Source organism: Balneola vulgaris DSM 17893 (genome assembly GCF_000375465.1).
In the GTDB taxonomy this organism is placed as follows: Bacteria; Bacteroidota; Rhodothermia; order Balneolales; family Balneolaceae; genus Balneola; species Balneola vulgaris.
In genome coordinates this window covers 948,658-967,916 of record NZ_AQXH01000001.1, presented here as the reverse complement: position 1 = coordinate 967,916, position 19,259 = coordinate 948,658, and the positions used below count along the sequence as shown (strand labels likewise).

Below are 19,259 nucleotides of genomic sequence, written 5' to 3'. Positions count from 1 at the left end.
GTAGTAGCTTCCCGGCGCCCAGCTTGAATTCACTTTTTACCATAGTAGCATATGAAAAAGGCTTTCCAGGGTGTCGGGTTTTTTTATGTTTGATATCACCCAATATCACTCAATTCAACTTTATTAGCACTAGGCCAATAGCTAAGTATCATATCTTTTTCCTGTTCCTCATCAAATAGTTTAATGGAACTGCCCTCGGGAAGTTCAATTTCATCTATTTCTTGTGGTTTGATATGTAGGGCTTCAAATAACTCTGAGTCTAAACCAAGTAGCGTACGCAGTTCTTGATTTAGAAAGTCCATGTATTCGATTTTGAGCGAGCCTGTAGTTACAAATGTATATATAAGTGAATAAGCCACCGTTCCTGTGTAGTGAACTCGTTCTTGAAGTTTATCGGCTAGCTTTTTGACTTCAACTTGGCGCCCAAAGAAATATAGTTTTAATCCCTTTTCGAATAGAACTTTGTCTCTTTCATTCAATATCTTTGTGTTTGGGCTCATGAAATAAAGTTTTTCATTAAAGGTAACAGGTTTTAGATAACTATGGCAGCAACAAAATCAATAATGTTAGAATTAGGTTCTAAGGCACCAGCGTTTGAACTAATAGATACCAACCAAGAATTGAGATCATTGGCTGACTTAGCTGGTGATGAAGGTACATTGGTTATGTTTATTTGTAACCATTGCCCTTATGTGAAGCATTTGAATTCAAAATTCGTTGAGCTAGCTAATGAATATCAAAAGAAGGGAATTAACTGGATTGCCATCAGTTCAAATGATGTTGAAAATTATCCTCAGGATAGTCCTGAACTAATGAAAAAATTAGCCGAGGAAGAAGGATTTCCATTTCCTTATTTATATGATGAGAATCAAGAAGTGGCAAAAGCCTATAAAGCAGCTTGTACTCCCGACCTGTTTTTATTCGATAAGTCTCTCAAGTTGTATTACCGAGGTCAATTTGATAGCAGTAGGCCAGGTAATGATATTCCAGTAACGGGTAATGATTTGGAAAAGGCCATGCAGAATTTATTAGAATCAAAGCCAGCACCTGAACCTCAAATCCCAAGTATAGGTTGTAATATAAAATGGAAACCGGGAAACGAACCAGCATACTTTCAAAAATGAAAAACAAAGAGATTCAGGCCTTACGAGAAGATTACACTCAGTATTCTTTAGATATAACAGATGTTGAGAAGAACCCGATATCTCAATTTGAGAAATGGTTACAACAAGCTATTGATACAGAATTACCTGAGCCAAATGCATTTACCATAGCTACAGTAGATGCAGATGCTAAACCTCATGCGAGAGTAGTTTTATTAAAGGGCATAGAAGAAGATGGATTCATTTTTTATACCAACTACGAAAGTGATAAAGCCCGTGACATGGCTCAGAATCCAAATGTAGCGGCATGTTTTTTATGGCTTGGCTTAGAACGACAAGTACGCATTGAGGGAACTGTTGAAAAAATTAGTAGAAGTAAAAGTGAGGCTTATTTCAAAAGTCGGCCAGTTAAAAGCCAAATTGGTGCACTAGCTTCTAATCAAAGTAGAGAAGTAAGTAGTAGAGCCGAACTGGAACAAGAGTTTGAAAAATTAGAAGCACAATATTCGAATGGTAATGTGCCGATGCCTGAACAGTGGGGCGGTTATAAAATTAAGCCTGTAGCCATTGAATTTTGGCAAGGTCGAAGAAGTAGATTACACGACCGTATTAAATATGAATGGAATGGTTCAGCTTGGACCACAAAACGATTAGCGCCTTAATGCCTAAGATAAAGAAAAAGCGTTTCGACGACATGAGAACCCTCGAAAATGTGTTCGAGTGGCAAGACTATAATAGCACTAAACCATTTCCAAGGGGAACTTGGCATCAAAATATATTCGAGAACGATAATCCTATAGTGTTAGAATTAGCATGTGGGAAAGCCGAATACTCTGTGGCTTTAGGAGAAATGTATCCTGAGAAAAACTTTGTAGGGGTCGACATCAAAGGCAATAGAATGTGGGTGGGGGCTACACAAGCTTTAGAGAAAGGTCTTGAGAATGTTCGGTTTTTAAGAGCTTATATCGATCATTTAGATCAGTTTTTTGCAGAAAATGAAGTATCTGAAATCTGGATTTTATTTTCTGATCCCTACATTAAAAAAGAGAGAAAACGACTTACGTCACCCAAATTTCTTACCCTATATAGAAAAATCGCCAAGAAAGGAGCTGTCATAAATCTGAAGACAGACAGTGACTTGCTCTATGAGTATACCCATGAAGTGATTGAGAAAGAAGGGCTAACCATTCATCGTGATATTAAAGATGTATATACGGAATGCCCGAACGACCCAGAGCTTTCAATTCAAACATATTATGAGGGTATGCATCTAGAGAAAGGTAAAAAAATCAAATTCATCTCTTTCTCCTTGAACTAAAAAAGTAGCTTGACTTTGGCGCTATAATGGTTAAATTCGTTTAGTTAACGGTGTTAACCTATTTAATTATGCCTGAACAAGAAAATCCCTTACGAGATCAAATCTTAGATACAAGTCGCCAACTTCTGCTTGAAAAAGGGCATGCATCGCTATCTATGCGAAGTATTGCTAAGAAAGTTGGAGTTACAGCCACGAGTATCTATCTCTACTTCGAGAATAAAGACCACCTACTACATACACTAATTGAAGAATCGGTAGAAGAGCTTAGTGTATCTATTGAAAATGCTGTAGAGGGTAAAAACACAGTACCCGATCAACTCGAAGCTATAATTAAAGGCTATACAGACTTTGCCTTTTCCTATCCAGAAAAGTATCAAATCATATACATGGTTCGATCAGAAGCAATGTCGAGATACCCTAAAGAGAAATTTAGAAAAGCACGCCGATGCTATGAACTGCTTGTTCGTGTAATTCAAAAAGGTGTAGAAACAGGTGTGATGAATGAAGAACATCCTGTTATTGCTGCCTACTCAATTTGGGGGCAATTGCACGGTATCATTTCTGTAATTCAAAATCAGAGATTGGATAGCCGTATCAACAAAGATGAATACCTCAGTAGATCTATACGTCATATCATTGATGGATATCTAGTGAGAACAAAAATTTCATAAAGAGAGGTAAAATCATGGAAGCTTTAAATGAATGGTTTGGATTTTTTAGTGAAGTGCCCCTTTGGGCAAGTTTAGGTGTTACAGTTATTCTAGCAATGACCTTTGCCTATAAAGGTGCTCCATTGTATTTATGGGCAATAGCTGGTTATGCTGGTCTGGTAGGCCTTGATGCATCCATGTGGTTATTCATCACCTATACGGTACTCGTATTGGTATTTAACGTTAAACCCATTAGGCGTTCAGTAATTAGTGCTCCAATAATGAAGTTATTAGATGCACTGAATTTTCTTCCTAAGATATCTGAAACGGAACAAACAGCTATTGAAGCTGGAACTGTTTGGGTGGAAGGGGAGCTGTTTTCAGGTAAACCTGATTTCAAAAGAATCCTATCTGAACCTTACCCTGAGCTAACCAAAGATGAGCAAGAGTTTTTAGATGGGCCGGTAGAAAAACTGTGTTCTCTAGTAAACGACTGGGACGTTTTTGTTGAGAAAGACTTTACCGAAGAAGCATGGACCTTTATGCGTGAGAATGGTTTTTTCGGTTTAATTATCCCCAAAAAATATGGTGGGTATGAGTTTTCAGCCACAGCGCATAGTGCAATAGTTGCAAAACTTACTTCTAGATGTGGGCCATTGGCTATTACCGTAATGGTTCCTAATTCACTTGGTCCAGCTGAGTTGTTGATGCACTATGGTACACAAGAACAAAAAGATTATTACTTACCAAGGCTAGCAGCCGGGGTTGAGATGCCGTGTTTTGCACTCACTGAGCCAAATGCAGGCTCGGATGCAGGTGGGATGACATCGCATGGTGAAGTATTTAAAGGAGAGGATGATCAACTATACCTTCGCTTAAATTGGAATAAACGATACATCACATTAGCGGCCATTTCAACAGTACTTGGCTTAGCTTTTAAACTGCGTGATCCGGATAACTTATTAGGTAAAGGCGAAGACCTTGGCATTACGTGTGCCTTAATTCCATCTGATACTGATGGTGTAACTCTTGGCCAACGACACGACCCTCTTGGTGTTCCATTCTATAACTGTCCAACTTATGGAGAAGACGTGGTAGTACCTATCGATGCCATCATAGGTGGTAAAGAAGGAGCTGGAAATGGTTGGAGAATGTTGATGGAATCATTAGCAGTAGGTAGAGGTATTTCGCTTCCATCACAAAGTGCAGGTGGAGCCAAATTAGCTACAAGAGCAGTAGGGGCATATGCATCTATCAGAAAGCAGTTCGGCCTTACCATCGGAAAGTTTGAAGGGATAGAAGAGCCAATGGCTAGAATTGGTGGTTATACTTACCTCATGGAAGCTGCCCGAAAGTATACAACAGGTGGCCTAGATAAAGGTGCTAAGCCAGCAGTGGTTACAGCTATAGCCAAATACAATTTTACAGAGCTTGCTAGAGAAATCGTCAACGATGCAATGGATGTTGTGGGTGGTGCAGGTATCTCAAGAGGGCCTCGAAATATCTTTGCACATAGTTACTTCGCATTACCTATTGCCATAACGGTAGAAGGAGCGAATATTTTAACTAGAACTCTCATGATATTTGGGCAAGGTGCCATTCGGTGCCACCCATATGCTTACAATGAGATAAACGCATTGATGAATAAAGATGCGAAAGCTTTTGATGAAAACTTCTGGAGTCATATCGGTCATGTTGGTCGAAACAAGGCTAGAGCATTTCTGCTAAGTATCACCCGTGGTAGGTTAGCAGGCTCTCCGGTAAGTGGACCTTCTGCAAAATATTTTAGAAAGTTAGCATGGACGTCCGCTTCATTCGCATTCTTTGCAGATATCGCTATGGGTTCCTATGGTGGTGGCTTGAAGATGAAAGAAAAGATAGCTGGTAGATATGCAGACATACTAAGTTTCATGTACTTATCTGCTGCAACCCTTCGAAGATTTGAGGCTGAAGGGCGTAGAAAAGAGGACTTAGAGTTCTTCGAGTGGTCAATGGAATATATGTTCTATAGAATTCAAACAGCTTTTGAAGGTATACTCAGAGAGATTAAAGTGCCTGGACTAAGTTGGGCATTCAGACTCATCGGTGTATGGTCTCGATTAAATCCAATTGGAACTTATCCATCGGATGAATTAGGTCATAGAGTTGCTAAAGCAATGCAAACCCCTGGTGCTGCACGTGATCATATTACAGATGGAATATACTTGCCAGACGATCCTATGGACGCCGTAGGTAGATACGAGCATACCCTAAACTTAATTACAATAGCAGGGCCTGTGTATAAGAAATTATACGGGGCGATTAAGCAAAGAGAATTACCCAAAGAACATGTTCTTAGCTTATTAGACCTTGCAGTGGAAAAAAACATTATTGCTCCTGAAGAAGCAGAGATGGTAAGAGAAGCAGAAGAAGCTAGAAACGATGCCATCCAAGTAGATTCATTTACTCTAGATGAGTACATGGGTAATAATGCTAAATCAACAGTAGGTGATGGCACTCCTAATGTAGATGTGAACCATTAAAAGATCTTATTTTCGTGTGACAACTCGCCCCTATCGGTTGAAACCGGAGGGGCTTTTTTTATGGCGAAATCATTTCAATACTAAGTTGTTTCTCTTATAATAGCCTCAACTTAAATGTATATATATGAGAATAAAATCAATCATACTGCTAACAGCAGTTTATCTATTAGGAACTACGGAAGGCGTCTTATCGCAAAATAACGCGGTAGACAAGAAATATGTGAAAGGCATTACGGAGTTATCAAAAAAGGATAATGTAAAGTCTGCACTCGATTACATCTATAAAATAGATGATAAAACAACTCAGGATTTAATCTTACTCACTGAAATACCAGCTCCACCTTTTAAAGAAGAAAAGCGAGCAGCGAAGTATGCAGAAATGCTGAAAGAAGCAGGCGCTGATTCAGTTTGGATAGATGAAGTTGGGAATGTATTAGCTCTTCGAAAGGGCACAAAAGGCAATAAAACCGTGGCACTTGATGCTCATATTGATACCGTGTTTCCTGAAGAAACAGACGTAACGGTAAAGATGAGAGGTGATACATTGTATGCTCCGGGAATTGGAGATGATACAAGAGGTCTGGTAGTAGTACTTACGGTTCTACGTGCACTTGAAGCATCTAATATCGAAACCGAAGACGATGTACTCTTTATAGGAACAGTAGGCGAAGAAGGATTAGGTGATCTGCGCGGTGTTAAGCATATCTTTCGCGAAGGTGGACCAAAAATCGATCAATGGATTGCCGTTGACGGTGGAGGCTTAAATCGAGTTATTAATAAAGGGCTAGGATCGTATAGGTACCGAGTTACCTTTAAAGGTCCGGGCGGACATTCATGGGGAAGCTTTGGGTATGTGAATCCAGCTCATGCCTTATCAAGAGCTGTAAACCACTTTAGTATTGAAGCGGATAAGTTTACTAGCGATGGTCCTAGAACTAGCTTTAATATTGGAAGAATTGGGGGAGGTACTTCAGTAAACTCGGTTCCATTCGAGGCTTGGATGGAAGTAGATATGAGGTCGGTTAGCCCTGAAAGCTTAAATAAAATTGATGCCATCCTTAAACGAGCTATACAGAAAGGCGTAGATGAAGAGAATGCTTTCCGAAGAAGCGGCGCTCCACTAACCGTTGATATCGACATGATCGGGAATCGACCTTCTGGTGAAATAGCCGATAATGATCCTTTAGTTCAGAATGCTATGGCAACCACGGTCTTTTTAGGTGGAGAACCTAGTCTAGGTCGTAGTTCAACCGATTCAAATATACCTATATCATTAGGCATCCCTTCAGTTACAATTGGTAGAGGTGGAGTAGGAGCACATGGACACTCCCTTCACGAATGGTGGTTAAATAAAGATGGACACTTAGCTATACAACGTGCTTTACTATTGTTGTTATCGCAGACTGGAGTTGCGAACTAAAGGCATAGTCATCTCTTAATTATAAAAATCGAAGCTCGGCAATATGTCGAGCTTTTTTTATGAAAACTGCTCAACTCATAAAAGAATAATAAACTACATAACTATTTTTATATAGTATTATATTCTTTGAATAGCGATGAGTATAAAATTATATTAAATAAATATACTATAGGTATGGAAAAAGCGAATATTGATCATATAGACCGTTTGATACTTAAAACCTTACAAGAAGAAGGGCGCATTACTAATAGTGAGTTGGCTTCAAGGATAGGATTAACCACAACGCCAACATTAGAGCGAGTTAGAAGGTTAGAGCGTGAAGGGATTATCGAAGGGTATACCGCAAAGCTAAATAAGGAAGCGGTTGAAAAGGGATTGTCGGTATTTGTTACGGTGACTTTAAATATGCATCAATTAAGTTTGTTAGAAGAATTCACGAATGCAGTGAAGGCGATACCAGAGATTCTAGCGTGTTACAATACTACTGGAGAAGGCGATTTTCTACTCCATGTGGTGGTTAAAGACACTAAAGACTATGAACAATTTATGCGAACAAAGTTGACCACATTGCCCGATTTGCAACGCCTCCATACAAGTATAGTTCTCAATACCATTAAGGAAGAAACTAATATCCCCGTACTATGATAGATTTAAAAAATAAAGAACTCACTTTCGAATCCTGTGCAGTTCATGCCGGTGAAAAGAATAAAGATCAATATGGATCTCATATCACGCCCATATACCAAACATCTACCTATGTATTTAACAACGTAGAGGAAGGAGCAAAGGCATTTGCACATGAAGAAGGAGGGGCTTCTCATATCTATTCAAGACTTGGAAACCCAACGGTTGAGCATCTAGAACGAGCAGCTTGTGAGCTTGAGACCTATGGACTGAAAGATGCGGATGAATACGTTGGAATGGCCTTTGGTAGCGGTATGGCAGCCATCACAACTGGGATTATAAGTATTGCAAATGGTAAGCACATTATAGCTCAAGACGCTTTATATGGATGTACAAGTCAGTTCTTGAAAGAAGAGTCTGATATGCTAGGGATGAGTTGTTCATTCATTGATACCAGTGATTTATTTTTGGTTGAGATGGAGCTGAAGAAAAACCCTAACACGGCTCTCATTTATTTGGAGAGTATCGCGAATCCAACCATGAAAGTGAGTGATATTCAAGGTATCTCAGACCTAGCAAAGCAGTATGGCGCTAAAGTAATGGTAGATAACACTTTTGCTACTCCATATCACTTAAAGCCGCTTAAGTTTGGTGCCGATGTAGTAGTTCATTCAACTACAAAATACATGGGTGGCCACGGTACTATTATTGGCGGAGTGATGGTGGCTAAACAATCATTTCTTGAAGAACACCAAACCTTTGTATTTAGAAAAAACCTAGGTGGAATTTCAGGTCCTATGGATGCTTGGATTACTATGAATGGCCTAAAGACATTAGCATTAAGAATGGAGAAGCATTCGAGTAATGCGATGCGGGTAGCTGAGTTTTTAGAAGCTCATACAGTTGTGGAAAAAGTATGGTATCCTGGGCTGGCTTCTCATCCTCAGCACTCTTTAGCAGCCAGTATTATGGAAAACGGCTATAGTGGCATTATATCTTTTGAATTAAAAGGAGGGTACAGTGCAGGTGAAAAGATGATGAATTCAGTGAAGTTATGTACGCTTGCTGTTAGTTTGGGAACCGTAGATACTCTGATTCAGCATCCAGCCTCTATGACTCATTCGGTAGTAGACGAGCAACTTAGATGTGAAGCAGGCATCACCGATGGCCTTGTTCGATTAGCTGTTGGTATTGAAAGTGCTGAAGACATTATTGCAGATCTAGACCAAGCTTTATAATAAAAAAGGGATGAGTATTTTAAATAACACTCATCCCTTTAAATGATTTAATGTGGTAAGACTTACCAGCCTCCGCTAGCGCCTCCACCACCAGAGCCAAAGCCTCCGCCGCCGCTAAAGCCACCGAAGCCGCCTCCACCACCAAATCCGCTACCTCCTCCGAACGAAGAGCCACTGCCACGACGTGGACCACCACCTAGCATGCTGCCCCAGAAAAGGACTTCACCTGCACTAAGGGTACGTTTACCTCCGCCATGATTGCCACCTCTACCTCGAGAGATTAAAACAAAAATCACGATGATGATGAAAATGATCACATCAATGGGAAAGCCACCATCTGAAGATGAGTTTTCTGGAAAGCCTTCGAATTCTCCAGCTGCCAATTGAATGATTGCTCCGGCTGCACGTTTTAAACCACCGTGTACATCCCCACTCCTAAAACTAGGGGTGATGATGTCATCAACAATTCGCCCAGCCATTACATCGGGGATAGCACCTTCTAGGCCATAACCGACTTCTATTCTGAGCTTTTTCTCATCTCTAGCAACTAAAATTAAAACACCGTTATAGCGATCGCCTTCCCACATACGCCACTTGTTGAACATTTCGGTAGCTACTTCTTCAATTAAGTAGCCTTCCAAAGATTCTATAGTAGAAATCACAACAGCATTTGTGGTAGTGTCGCGATAACTGCGCAGCATACGCTCAAGGTCGTTCTCTTCACTACTTGTCAACATATCGGCATAATCATTCACCATGCCTCTAGGACTGTTAGGAATAAAATCTTGCGCGATTAATGCAGGGGGAAGAAATAAAATGAAGAGGGTTAAAAATGATCTCATTTTTTTAAATAACGGCATTAATGTCCCTCCCCGTAACTAATATCATCAGGTAGCTCATTCACATCATCGGTTTGATATGGGAAATGCTCTTTTAATTTCTCGCCGATTTTTAAAACAGCTTCTTTTAAGCCGGTTTCATAATCATCAGCCATGAAATATCGAGTTATTAGTTCCAATTCTTGATCCCAAAAATCTTGTCCAACTTTGCTGTGAATTCCTTCATCACCCCAAATTGCAATTTTGTGATCCTTGGTTGCAACATAAATGATGGTGCCATTTCGCAATTCTGTTTCATGCATTTTTAGTTCTGCAAAAACTTCTTTGGCTCTGGTCAGGGCATCATCCGCTTTACATTTGGCTTCTATGTGAACTCGAATCTCTCCCGATGTTGCCATTTCTGCATCTTTAATGGCTTGTATAACAGTTTGCTCTTGTTCTTTAGTTAGAAATTTTGCCATGTTAAATAGTCTTTATCTATGCTAAAAAAAGGGTCTTAGTTAAATAAGACCCAATGTTTTAATTATTAAAGTCGACAGTAGGAACAGTGTCTGCGCCTTGTTCAGCTTCGAAATATGCTTTTCGTTCAAAGCCGCCAATGCTTGCGAAAATACTTGCTGGGAATTTTCTGATCGCAGTGTTATAGCCTTGAGCTGTGTCATTGAAGCGTTTTCTTTCAGTAGCAATGCGGTTTTCAGTTCCCTCAAGTTGAGTTTGAAGATCTCTGAAGTTTGAATTTGCTTTCAATTCAGGATAACGCTCCACAGATACTAGTAGTCGAGAGAGTGCACCACTTAACTGAGTTTGTGCCTGCTGAAACTGAGCCAACTTGGCTGGGTCGTTTAAATCATCCGCACTGATGTTCACAGAAGTTGCTTTACTTCGTGCTTCAATAACTGAAGTCAATGTTTCCTGCTCAAAGTCTGCTGCACCTTTAACAGTGTTAACAAGATTAGGAATTAAATCAGCTCTTCGTTGATACTGATTTTCAACCTGTGCCCATGCACTTTCTACTTGTTCCTCTTTATCCACTAGTCCGTTATTTACACTGATACCATAGATGATTAACAATACTACGACACCGATCCCTACAAGAAATTTTGCTTTCATGATTTTGTATTTAGTTGATTACTTTGTGGCCCCTTACGAGCCAAGATTAAAATGGGTTCAATTTCTTTCAACATTAATCAAAAACTGTTCCATTGTCACACTTACGACCAAAATTCATTTACTTCGATTTAGATGACACTCTCCTTGATCATAAAAAAGCTGAAAAAGCAGGATTAAAGGACGTTCATGACCACTTTGAGGATTTCTTTAAAGGTGTAAGCTTGTCAGAATTGATAGCAAAATATCATGAAATTAATAGCGGTTTATGGATGGAATATGGTAGAGGTGAAATCGACCGTCATATTTTACATAGGCGCAGATTCGAGGAAACTTTTGTAGCGCTGGGATTAGATGGTGCAATGCATGAGGAAGCAGGAAAAGTATATATGCAATATTATCGAAATCACTGGGAATGGATTGAAGGTACAAAAGAGATTTTTGATAAAATTGCATCCTCGTATCCAGTAGGCATTATCACAAATGGTTTTGCTGAAACACAATGGCTAAAAATCGATCAATTTGGCTTTAAAGAAATATCCAACGCTTTAATTGTTTCTGAAGAGATAGGGGTGATGAAGCCACATCCTAAAATATTTGATCATGCTACTGAATTAGTAAATGTTGAACGCGAGGAGATTCTATATGTGGGTGATTCACTTAGTTCAGATGTGCGAGGTGGTAAAAATGCTAGTTGGAAAGTAGCTTGGTTTACTCAGAACCCAATCAAAGAGGGTGAAGAGCTTGCTGATCTTGTTTTTAGCGACTTCCGAGAACTAGAAAAAACACTCTTTGATTCCTAATAAAGGAATTGCCCGAATTGTGGAATAATGGTGGAAAACGGAACCATCATTTATCTGAAAATCCTCGTACCTTAATAGCTTTCAACTTCTAAATAATAACGCATCAATATTCATGGCTGCAGATAAAGTCCAAGAACCTGAAGTAAACCTAGCACTAGCCCTTGAGCACGGTTTAAACGAAGAAGAGTTTGAAATGATCAAAACCCGCTTAGGTCGGGTGCCAACATTTACAGAATTAGGAGTGTATTCTGTGATGTGGAGTGAGCATTGCTCTTACAAAAACTCAATTGTTGAGTTGAAAAAACTACCTCGAGAAGGTGAGCATTTACTAGTTGGAGCTGGAGAAGAAAATGCTGGTTTAGTAGATATTGGTGATGGTCTTGGATGCGCTTTTAAGATTGAAAGTCACAATCACCCATCCGCCATTGAGCCTTATCAAGGAGCGGCAACTGGGGTAGGTGGTATTCATCGCGATATTTTTACCATGGGTGCACGCCCAGTAGCGAGTTTAAACTCACTCAGATTTGGTAGCCTAGAAAACCCACGTGTTCGTTATTTGTTAGATGGTGTAGTTAGAGGAATTGGTGACTACGGAAACTCATTCGGTATTCCAGTTATTGGAGGAGAAGTTTGCTTCGACGAAAGTTATGAAGGCAATCCTCTGGTAAATGCGATGAGTATCGGTTTGGTTGAGGCTGGTAAAACGGTTTCAGCTATATCTAAAGGCATTGGTAATCCGGTAATTATTGTAGGCGCCAGTACAGGTAGAGATGGTATTCATGGTGCTACTTTTGCTTCCGAAGAAATTAGTGAAGAAAGTGAAGCAAAAAGACCTAGTGTTCAAGTAGGTGATCCTTTCACAGAGAAGTTATTACTTGAGGCATCTTTAGAAGTGTTGAAAACTGGTGCCGTAGTAGGTATGCAGGATATGGGTGCAGCGGGTATTGCTTGTTCTACTTCAGAGATGACTGCTAAAGGTGAACAGGGTATGCTCGTAGATCTTGATAAAGTTCCTGCACGTGAAGCGGGTATGACGGCCTATGAGCTTTTACTTTCAGAAAGCCAAGAACGTATGCTTATTGTTGCTGAAAAGGGACGAGAGCAAGAAGTAATCGATGTATATGAGAAGTGGGATCTACATGGTGTAGTTATCGGTGAGGTGGTTGATACCGATCGTGTAACTTACATGAAAGACGGTGAAGTGAAAGCGGATATCCCAGCTGAGCACCTAGTATTAGGTGGAGGCGCTCCGCAATATATCCGTGAGACAAAAAGACCTGCTTATTTAGATGAAGTTCAATCATTTGACGTGAACTCAGTTGATCATCCAATAGACCATGCAGGTACTATTAAGAAATTATTGAACTCACCGAATATTGCATCCAAAAAGTGGGTTCACGAACAGTATGACACTACCGTAAGAACTAACACTGTAACTCCTCCAGGTGTATCAGATTCAGGCGTAATACGAGTGAAGGGCACTAATCGTGGGCTTGTAGCTAAAACAGATTGTAACGGGCGATATGTGTACTTAAACCCAAGAAGGGGTGGGCAGATCGCCGTAGTAGAATCCGCTAGAAATGTAGTTTGTTCAGGTGGTAGACCTTTAGCAATTACAAATTGCCTAAACTTTGGAAACCCATATAAGCCGGAAGTATACTACACGTTTAAAGAAGCTTTAAATGGAATGGGCGACGCTTGTAAAGCTCTTAATACGCCTGTTACTGGTGGTAATGTGAGTTTCTACAACGAGAATCCAAATAGCGCTATTTTCCCATCGCCAATTATTGGTATGCTTGGGTTAATTGAAGATGTAGAGAACCATACTACTACTCCAGACTTCAAAAAAGAAGGCGATGCTGTACTATATATTGGTGCAGATCGTAAAGGATTAGGGGGAACTGAGTATCTAAAAGTAGTTCATGGTTTAACTACTGGTGATGCACCGGAGTTAGATATCAACTTCGAAGTAAAGCTTCAAAACAGTTTACTTGATGCCATTAAAGCAGGGTTTATAACAGCGGCGCATGACTTATCTGATGGTGGCCTTTCTATAGCATTAGCTGAGATGGCTATCTTTGGTAAATTAGGTGCAAACATAACAGTGAACGGCTTATCTGGTTCACAACACGAAGTGCTTTTCAGTGAAGCACAATCAGGTGTTATTATAACTGTAGATCAGAAAGATGTTGATACCTGTTTAGCTCATTTCAAAAATGCTGGTGTACCCGTAATTGCTTTGGGTGAAGTAAATGGCACCAAGTTAGTAATTGAAGGTATGGCTGAGCTTGATGTAGAAGAAATGACTGAAATACATGAAAATGTCATTCCTAAAGCTATGGAAGCGTAAACATCATCTTATATAAATTGATATTAAGGCTCACTTCGGTGGGCCTTTTTTGTTTCTAGAGGGTATTCAGGAACGAATAGTGCACTCAATGACATTTCAATCTTTGAATATTCATTAAGACAGAGAGAAACATGAAGAATAAGATTGTGCTCATAGTGGGTGGCTCGGGTGGCATAGGCTCAGAAACGGCGATGGCCTTTGGAAAAGAAGGTGCGAAAGTAGTTTTAGCAGCTCGAAATAAAACTAAAGCGGAAGAAATTGCTAAACAGATAAACGATAGTGGTGGAGACGCTTATGCTATACACGTTAACGCTACCGATGAAGAGTCTGTACGAAAGATGGCTCAAGAAATAGAAGATAACCTCGGTAAAATTGATGTGTTGGTAAATGCATTTGGTCAGGGCTTAATACAACCATTCTTAGAGATCAAAGCCTCGGATGCAAAAGAGGTAATTGATGTAAATGTGTTTGGTACGTTCCTAGTTACTCAAACTGTAATGAGGCATATGAATGAAGAGCAATCGGCAGTGGTGATGTTTCCCGGTACTATGGGTAAATATGTTATGAAGAATTCTAGTGTATACGCCGCTTCAAAATTTGCTATTCAAGGTTTTACCAAAGCATTAATTGAAGAGAATAAGCGTTCAAATACAAAATTTACACTGTTGTATTTAGGGGGTGTAGATACAGCATTCTGGGATGATGAACGAGTGAATATGCGTGTTAAAAAAGAAATGATGTTAAACCCAAATGAAGTAGCTAAAGCTGTTCTATATGCAGTAAATCAACCTTCAGGATCGGTGTTGAATGAGATGGTGATGCAACCTCAAAGCCACCAATTAGTTTAACTCTAGGAAATAAAAAAGCCCCTCCTCAAAATGAGAAGGGGCTTTTTTTGTGTCTATACTTTATTAATTAAAGCGATTACCTCTGTTATCTGCAATCAATCTATTGATGTTATGCAGGATCGTAACTTCGGTTGGGCTGTCAATGGTAAAGTCATCGATTTCACCTAGGGTTGGTAAATAAGATGGGATTGTAGCTTGGCGATCGGCATCCGTAATATTCGGATTAATAAGTGCTTCACGTTCAGCAACGGGCCATCTAATTCCCATATCAAACATACGTCTTCCTTCACCAAAGAAGATTTCTTGACGAAGTAGATATAATGTTTCTAAGGCATCCCCAAGAATTAAGTTATTGATGTCTGCATTTGAAAGAGAAGTACCAGAGATACTTGGTGTTTCAAGTGCGGCAGTTCTATCCAATACTAAGTTAGCTCGGTAGGGATCCGATGAACTTGCACGTACAGTAAACCCAGAGTTATTAGGTCTTTGAGGAACAGCAGTACCTGATCTTGGGTCTTCTCGCCCTTCGTTCGAATCATCAACCGTTTCTGTTCCACGTGCATTTGCAATATTTACCACGCTATTCATGGCTCCAATTGCTCCTGGTAGGTCAGAGTCAGCAAGTTCAGATTCTGCAATGATTAGATAGGCTTCTTCAATTTTAGCCATCGGCATATTTGAATCAGTAGAACCATCAATATCGAAATATTTAGGATCTAGGAAATCAAGCCTAGGTAAAGGTTGAAGATCATCAAAATTACCACGGTCATGCACTGCATCTTGAAGCGTATGCGCAGGGCCGTTTACGGCATCAAAGCGTACGAATCGTACATAGTCATCATCACCATCTAAGGTAATAGCAGAATTAGCATCCGCTACAGCTTCCGTTTGGTTACCTAAGGCATAGTGAGCACGTGCTCGCATGATATAGTAACTAATAGCTGTTTCTGATGAGTTGTCGATATTTAACGCATTCGTAAAATCACTTACTGCAGTGGCAAAATGAGTGTCAGGACCCACAGCTGGGGCTTCTGCGTCATTCGGTAGTGCAGTGAAGATTTCACCAGCATATAAGTTGGCAACACCTTTATAGAAGTGCATTTCAGCTTCTAAAGAAGTACCAGCGGCTGCTTCGTCAACAGGTAATACTGTGTTGATAGAATACTCAGCCTGCTCTCTTAATGCAGCAATGGCAAATTGGCAACCTCTGAAACTAGTATCGATATCTCGATAAGGTCCCGCATCCACATTCTGATTGAAGAATGTTTGAACGTTTTCATAGTTGTCGGTTGCTAATTCTTGCGTAGTTACACAACTGTTTGCTACAGTCGCAATTTGCTCTTCCAAACCATTTACCCATGCGGTAGCTGGGTTTGGAAGTTCCAACGATCCATCCAAAGTTAAATTCGGATTTTCTACTCCCGTTCCGTCTATCATGTCACAAGAAACTGTTAATGAACATGCTAACACGGCGGTTAAAATTATACTCTTTTTCATAATCTTATCTGTGTTTAAAAAGGTTTCTGTTAACATGATCAAAAGTCGATTTTGATACTACCAAGGAACTGACGTGGTTGAGACTCCGTACCATATACGAACCCACCAACACCAATTTCAGTAACACCTTGTCCACCTATACCAGCACCTGTAACCTCAGGATCAACATTATTAGCTACAAAGTTAAATGGATTTACAGCAGTTCCAGTTAATGTAATTCTGCGAACTAAACCTTCTGTCCATTCTTGTGGAAGGGTGTAATCAAGCGAGATCAAGCGTATTTTCATGTAGCTTGCATCTTCTACCCAAAGCCCGGCTAAATCAAAGAAACTTTGACCGGCTGAACCAGCAGGATATCGACCTTCTTCTGGAGCACCTCTAAGGAATTTAAGTACCTCAGTAGTGTTCACAATGTTACCACCTTTTTGATAGTCACCATTTACGTTGAAGCCGAAGTCTTTATAATTGAAGTTTATTCCAAACGATCCGAAGTAATCAGGAATAGTATTTCCTAGATCGTCGTTAGGGATTACTTCAACAAGATTTCCAGCATCATCAAATACAGGGTTATTACCTCTAAAGTAACCGATAGGGAATCCTTCAGCTACCCATGAACCTAGGAAGGCAAAACCACCTACGTTAAATGGAGCACCACCTGATTTAACTACTTTGTTCTCGAAGCTATTTACAGAGCCTCTAATTGAAAGTGAGTAATCACGTTCTTGGAGCACTAAAACATTAGCGGCTAATTCCCAACCTTTGTTTTCAATTTCACCTACGTTTTGTAGAGAAGCACCTAAACCAGTTGATGGAGCATTATTTGTGTTAAATAAGGCATCCTTAGTCTGGGTGTTATAATATGTGAATTGAAGAGAAGCACGGTCGTTCCAGAATCCTAAATCAACACCTGCTTCATAGGTTTCAGAGCGCTCTGGTTTTAGATTCACATCACCAGCTGTACCAAATTCTATTGATTGCTTTCCTAGGAAAGGATCAATATCAGCAAGTACTTGGTTAGAGAATGGAGTAGGGAAGTTACCCGCGGCTCCCCAGTTTGCTCTCAGTTTAACATTCGATAAAATGTTAGAAGGAACATTATCCTGGAAGAATTTCTCTGAAGAAAGAGCATAACTAACTCCAACTTTAGGGAAAAGCTGTGGGTCTACTTCTTCACCGAAAGCGGTGTTTTGATCCAATCGGAATCCAAATTCAATGAAATACTTATCAAAGAATCCTACGTTCTCTTGGAAGAAATAACCATAGTTAGCTACAGTTCTTCTGAAATCTAAAGTTGAAACATCAGAAGCACTATTTAGAGTCTTAACACCATCGGGCACCTCAGTACCTTGTGCATTAATCTGTCGATCATCGGTTCTAAAAATTTGAGCACCTGCTACAGATACAGTAGAGATATCACCGAAATCTTTTAGGTACTGAATACTACCTTCTAGTGTAATACCTAGATAGTCACGCTCAAACAAAGTTATAGATCCTTGATCAGAAGTACCTGCAGGAACAGAACCAAGAGCGATTAAATACGCGTTGGTTTGAATCTGACGCTGACGTGATGTTCGGTTATCTACACCAAATACCGCTTTAGCCGCTAAGCCTTCAGAGATATTGAAATCAAGGGTGTGAGACGTTTGGAAGCGCTTGTTGTCTTCAAGGAAGTCAACATTATTTTGAATATCATTGATTTGCTCATCAAGTGCTGCATAAGTTGCATCATCTAATTGAGATAAATCACCATAACGAGCACCTTCTAAACTACTAAAAGAACCGAATGAACTGTTCGCGTTATTGTCACGTCCGAATTCATTACTTGTGAAGCCTAAAGAACCCGAGTATCTAACTACAGGGTTTATTTGAGCACTTACAGAAGTTCTTAAGTTATGTTTAACCTGATTGTTGTTTGGGCGGAACCCATCGTTATCAAGCATAGAACCTGAGAAGGCATAGGTATAAGTTTCATTACCACCCGTTGCACTAAGTTTATATTCTTGATAGGCACCCGTTTTAAACAGGATATCTGCAGTTTCTTTATAGAATAAGAAGTCTTCGGTTCCTTTTATGGCACCAAGTGTAGTTTCAAAAGTTAAACGGTTGTTTCCTTGAATACCTTTCTTAGTAAAGATTTGAATTACACCGTTAGCTGCATCTGCACCATATAGAGTGGTTGCAGCACCACCTTTGATCACCTCAACACGTTCGATGTTTTCAATAGGAATATCGGCTAAGGCAGAACTTTGAGCACCACCGGTTCCAATTCCTAAATTAGCACCTGTTGAATTATCAACACGTACACCATCAATATATATTACTGGTGTAGTAGAAGTAAGTGCAGAGTTCACACCACGTCCACGAATTAGGGATGCGGTACCAGGCTGACCTGAGTTTAAGCGAACTTGTGAATTTGGAAGGTTAGCTTGGAGTACTTGATCTAACTGCGTAGCAGGTAGTTTTTCAAGATCCTTTGCTGTAATCACATCCACGGTTGTTGAGAGTCGTTTGGTTTCAATCGCCTGACCCTGACCGGTTACAATGATTTCTTCTAATCCAGCAATGTCTTCATCCAACATCACATCAAGTGTTGTTGAACCACTTACACTCACGGATACGGTTTTCTTTTTATATCCAACGAAGGAAACTTGGAGGGTGTAGCTTCCATTTGGAATCGAGCTAATTGAGTAATTACCATCCATGTCGGCGGCATCACCTTTTTGAAGCTCTACGATATATACTGTTGCTCCTGGTATTTCTTCTCCAGTTACGGAGTCAGAAATTTTACCAGAGAGACTTCCACTTTGAGCAAAAGCTAAAGAGGAGAAAAACAGTACTAGTAATACTGATTTTTGTAACGTTTTAAACATATGTCCTCAATGTTAATTAATGTTAAGGGAGTATTAATGTACATTAGTTCAATATTAAATGAAATAGTTG

Annotated in this window: 17 protein-coding genes; 11 read left to right on the top strand and 6 right to left on the bottom strand. The window is 39.9% G+C overall.

Annotated features, from left to right (window positions below):
• Positions 1 to 95: 95 nt before the first annotated feature.
• Complete coding sequence (locus B155_RS0104245; protein ID WP_018127003.1) at positions 96 to 500, bottom strand: hypothetical protein; 405 nt, start codon at positions 498 to 500, stop codon at positions 96 to 98.
• Positions 501 to 542: 42 nt separating this feature from the next.
• On the opposite strand from B155_RS0104245, the gene B155_RS0104240 reads away from it, so the two are divergent.
• From B155_RS0104240 to B155_RS0104205, 8 genes are all read left to right on the top strand, one after another.
• Positions 543 to 1,124 (top strand): thioredoxin family protein, encoded by a 582-nt coding sequence (locus B155_RS0104240; protein ID WP_026167188.1) that lies wholly within the window; start codon positions 543 to 545, stop codon positions 1,122 to 1,124.
• Positions 1,121 to 1,765: a pyridoxamine 5'-phosphate oxidase gene (gene pdxH, locus B155_RS0104235; protein ID WP_018127001.1), complete on the top strand. Its 645-nt coding sequence runs from the start codon at positions 1,121 to 1,123 to the stop codon at positions 1,763 to 1,765. Before B155_RS0104240 ends, pdxH begins: the two co-directional genes overlap by 4 nt.
• Entirely contained in the window at positions 1,765 to 2,421 is a 657-nt protein-coding gene (gene trmB, locus B155_RS0104230) for a tRNA (guanosine(46)-N7)-methyltransferase TrmB (RefSeq protein ID WP_018127000.1), read from the top strand. Before pdxH ends, trmB begins: the two co-directional genes overlap by 1 nt.
• A 68-nt stretch (positions 2,422 to 2,489) precedes the next feature.
• The gene (locus B155_RS0104225) at positions 2,490 to 3,092 is read left to right on the top strand and encodes a TetR/AcrR family transcriptional regulator (protein ID WP_018126999.1); all 603 of its coding nucleotides are present in this window, start codon (positions 2,490 to 2,492) and stop codon (positions 3,090 to 3,092) included.
• A gap of 14 nt (positions 3,093 to 3,106) precedes the next feature.
• Positions 3,107 to 5,593: an acyl-CoA dehydrogenase gene (locus tag B155_RS0104220; protein WP_018126998.1), complete on the top strand. Its 2,487-nt coding sequence runs from the start codon at positions 3,107 to 3,109 to the stop codon at positions 5,591 to 5,593.
• A gap of 124 nt (positions 5,594 to 5,717) precedes the next feature.
• Complete coding sequence (locus B155_RS0104215; protein ID WP_018126997.1) at positions 5,718 to 7,013, top strand: M20/M25/M40 family metallo-hydrolase; 1,296 nt, start codon at positions 5,718 to 5,720, stop codon at positions 7,011 to 7,013.
• A 174-nt stretch (positions 7,014 to 7,187) separates the two neighbouring features.
• Positions 7,188 to 7,658, top strand: coding sequence for an Lrp/AsnC family transcriptional regulator (locus B155_RS0104210; RefSeq protein ID WP_018126996.1), 471 nt, complete (start codon positions 7,188 to 7,190; stop codon positions 7,656 to 7,658).
• On the top strand, positions 7,655 to 8,875 hold the full coding sequence (locus B155_RS0104205; RefSeq protein WP_018126995.1) for a trans-sulfuration enzyme family protein: 1,221 nt from the start codon (positions 7,655 to 7,657) through the stop codon (positions 8,873 to 8,875). Before B155_RS0104210 ends, B155_RS0104205 begins: the two co-directional genes overlap by 4 nt.
• Before the next feature lie 62 nt (positions 8,876 to 8,937).
• Here the strand turns inward: B155_RS0104205 and B155_RS0104200 are convergent, their stop codons facing one another.
• The 3 genes from B155_RS0104200 to B155_RS0104190 are packed head-to-tail and all read right to left on the bottom strand — an operon-like array spanning position 8,938 to position 10,824.
• Complete coding sequence (locus B155_RS0104200; protein ID WP_071594801.1) at positions 8,938 to 9,717, bottom strand: TPM domain-containing protein; 780 nt, start codon at positions 9,715 to 9,717, stop codon at positions 8,938 to 8,940.
• A gap of 17 nt (positions 9,718 to 9,734) precedes the next feature.
• A complete protein-coding gene (locus B155_RS0104195) occupies positions 9,735 to 10,175 on the bottom strand; it encodes a TPM domain-containing protein (RefSeq protein ID WP_018126993.1) in 441 nt (146 codons plus the stop codon).
• Positions 10,176 to 10,233: 58 nt separating this feature from the next.
• A complete protein-coding gene (locus tag B155_RS0104190; protein ID WP_018126992.1) occupies positions 10,234 to 10,824 on the bottom strand; it encodes a LemA family protein in 591 nt (196 codons plus the stop codon).
• Positions 10,825 to 10,916: 92 nt separating this feature from the next.
• Between B155_RS0104190 and B155_RS0104185 the strand changes: the two genes are divergently transcribed.
• The 3 genes from B155_RS0104185 (at position 10,917) to B155_RS0104175 (ending at position 14,822) form a co-directional block, all read left to right on the top strand.
• Positions 10,917 to 11,624: an HAD family hydrolase gene (locus B155_RS0104185; protein ID WP_018126991.1), complete on the top strand. Its 708-nt coding sequence runs from the start codon at positions 10,917 to 10,919 to the stop codon at positions 11,622 to 11,624.
• A gap of 112 nt (positions 11,625 to 11,736) precedes the next feature.
• Positions 11,737 to 13,974 carry a phosphoribosylformylglycinamidine synthase subunit PurL gene (gene purL, locus B155_RS0104180; protein WP_018126990.1) on the top strand — a complete coding sequence of 746 codons (2,238 nt, stop codon included), beginning with the start codon at positions 11,737 to 11,739 and terminating at the stop codon, positions 13,972 to 13,974.
• Positions 13,975 to 14,105: 131 nt separating this feature from the next.
• The gene (locus B155_RS0104175; protein WP_018126989.1) at positions 14,106 to 14,822 is read left to right on the top strand and encodes an SDR family oxidoreductase; all 717 of its coding nucleotides are present in this window, start codon (positions 14,106 to 14,108) and stop codon (positions 14,820 to 14,822) included.
• 63 nt (positions 14,823 to 14,885) lie between these two features.
• On the opposite strand, the gene B155_RS0104170 is transcribed toward B155_RS0104175, so the two are convergent.
• A complete protein-coding gene (locus B155_RS0104170) occupies positions 14,886 to 16,319 on the bottom strand; it encodes a tetratricopeptide repeat protein (protein WP_157464721.1) in 1,434 nt (477 codons plus the stop codon).
• Between the two features lie 38 nt (positions 16,320 to 16,357).
• Entirely contained in the window at positions 16,358 to 19,189 is a 2,832-nt protein-coding gene (locus tag B155_RS12955) for a TonB-dependent receptor domain-containing protein (RefSeq protein ID WP_018126987.1), read from the bottom strand.
• Between the last annotated feature and the right edge of the window lie 70 nt (positions 19,190 to 19,259).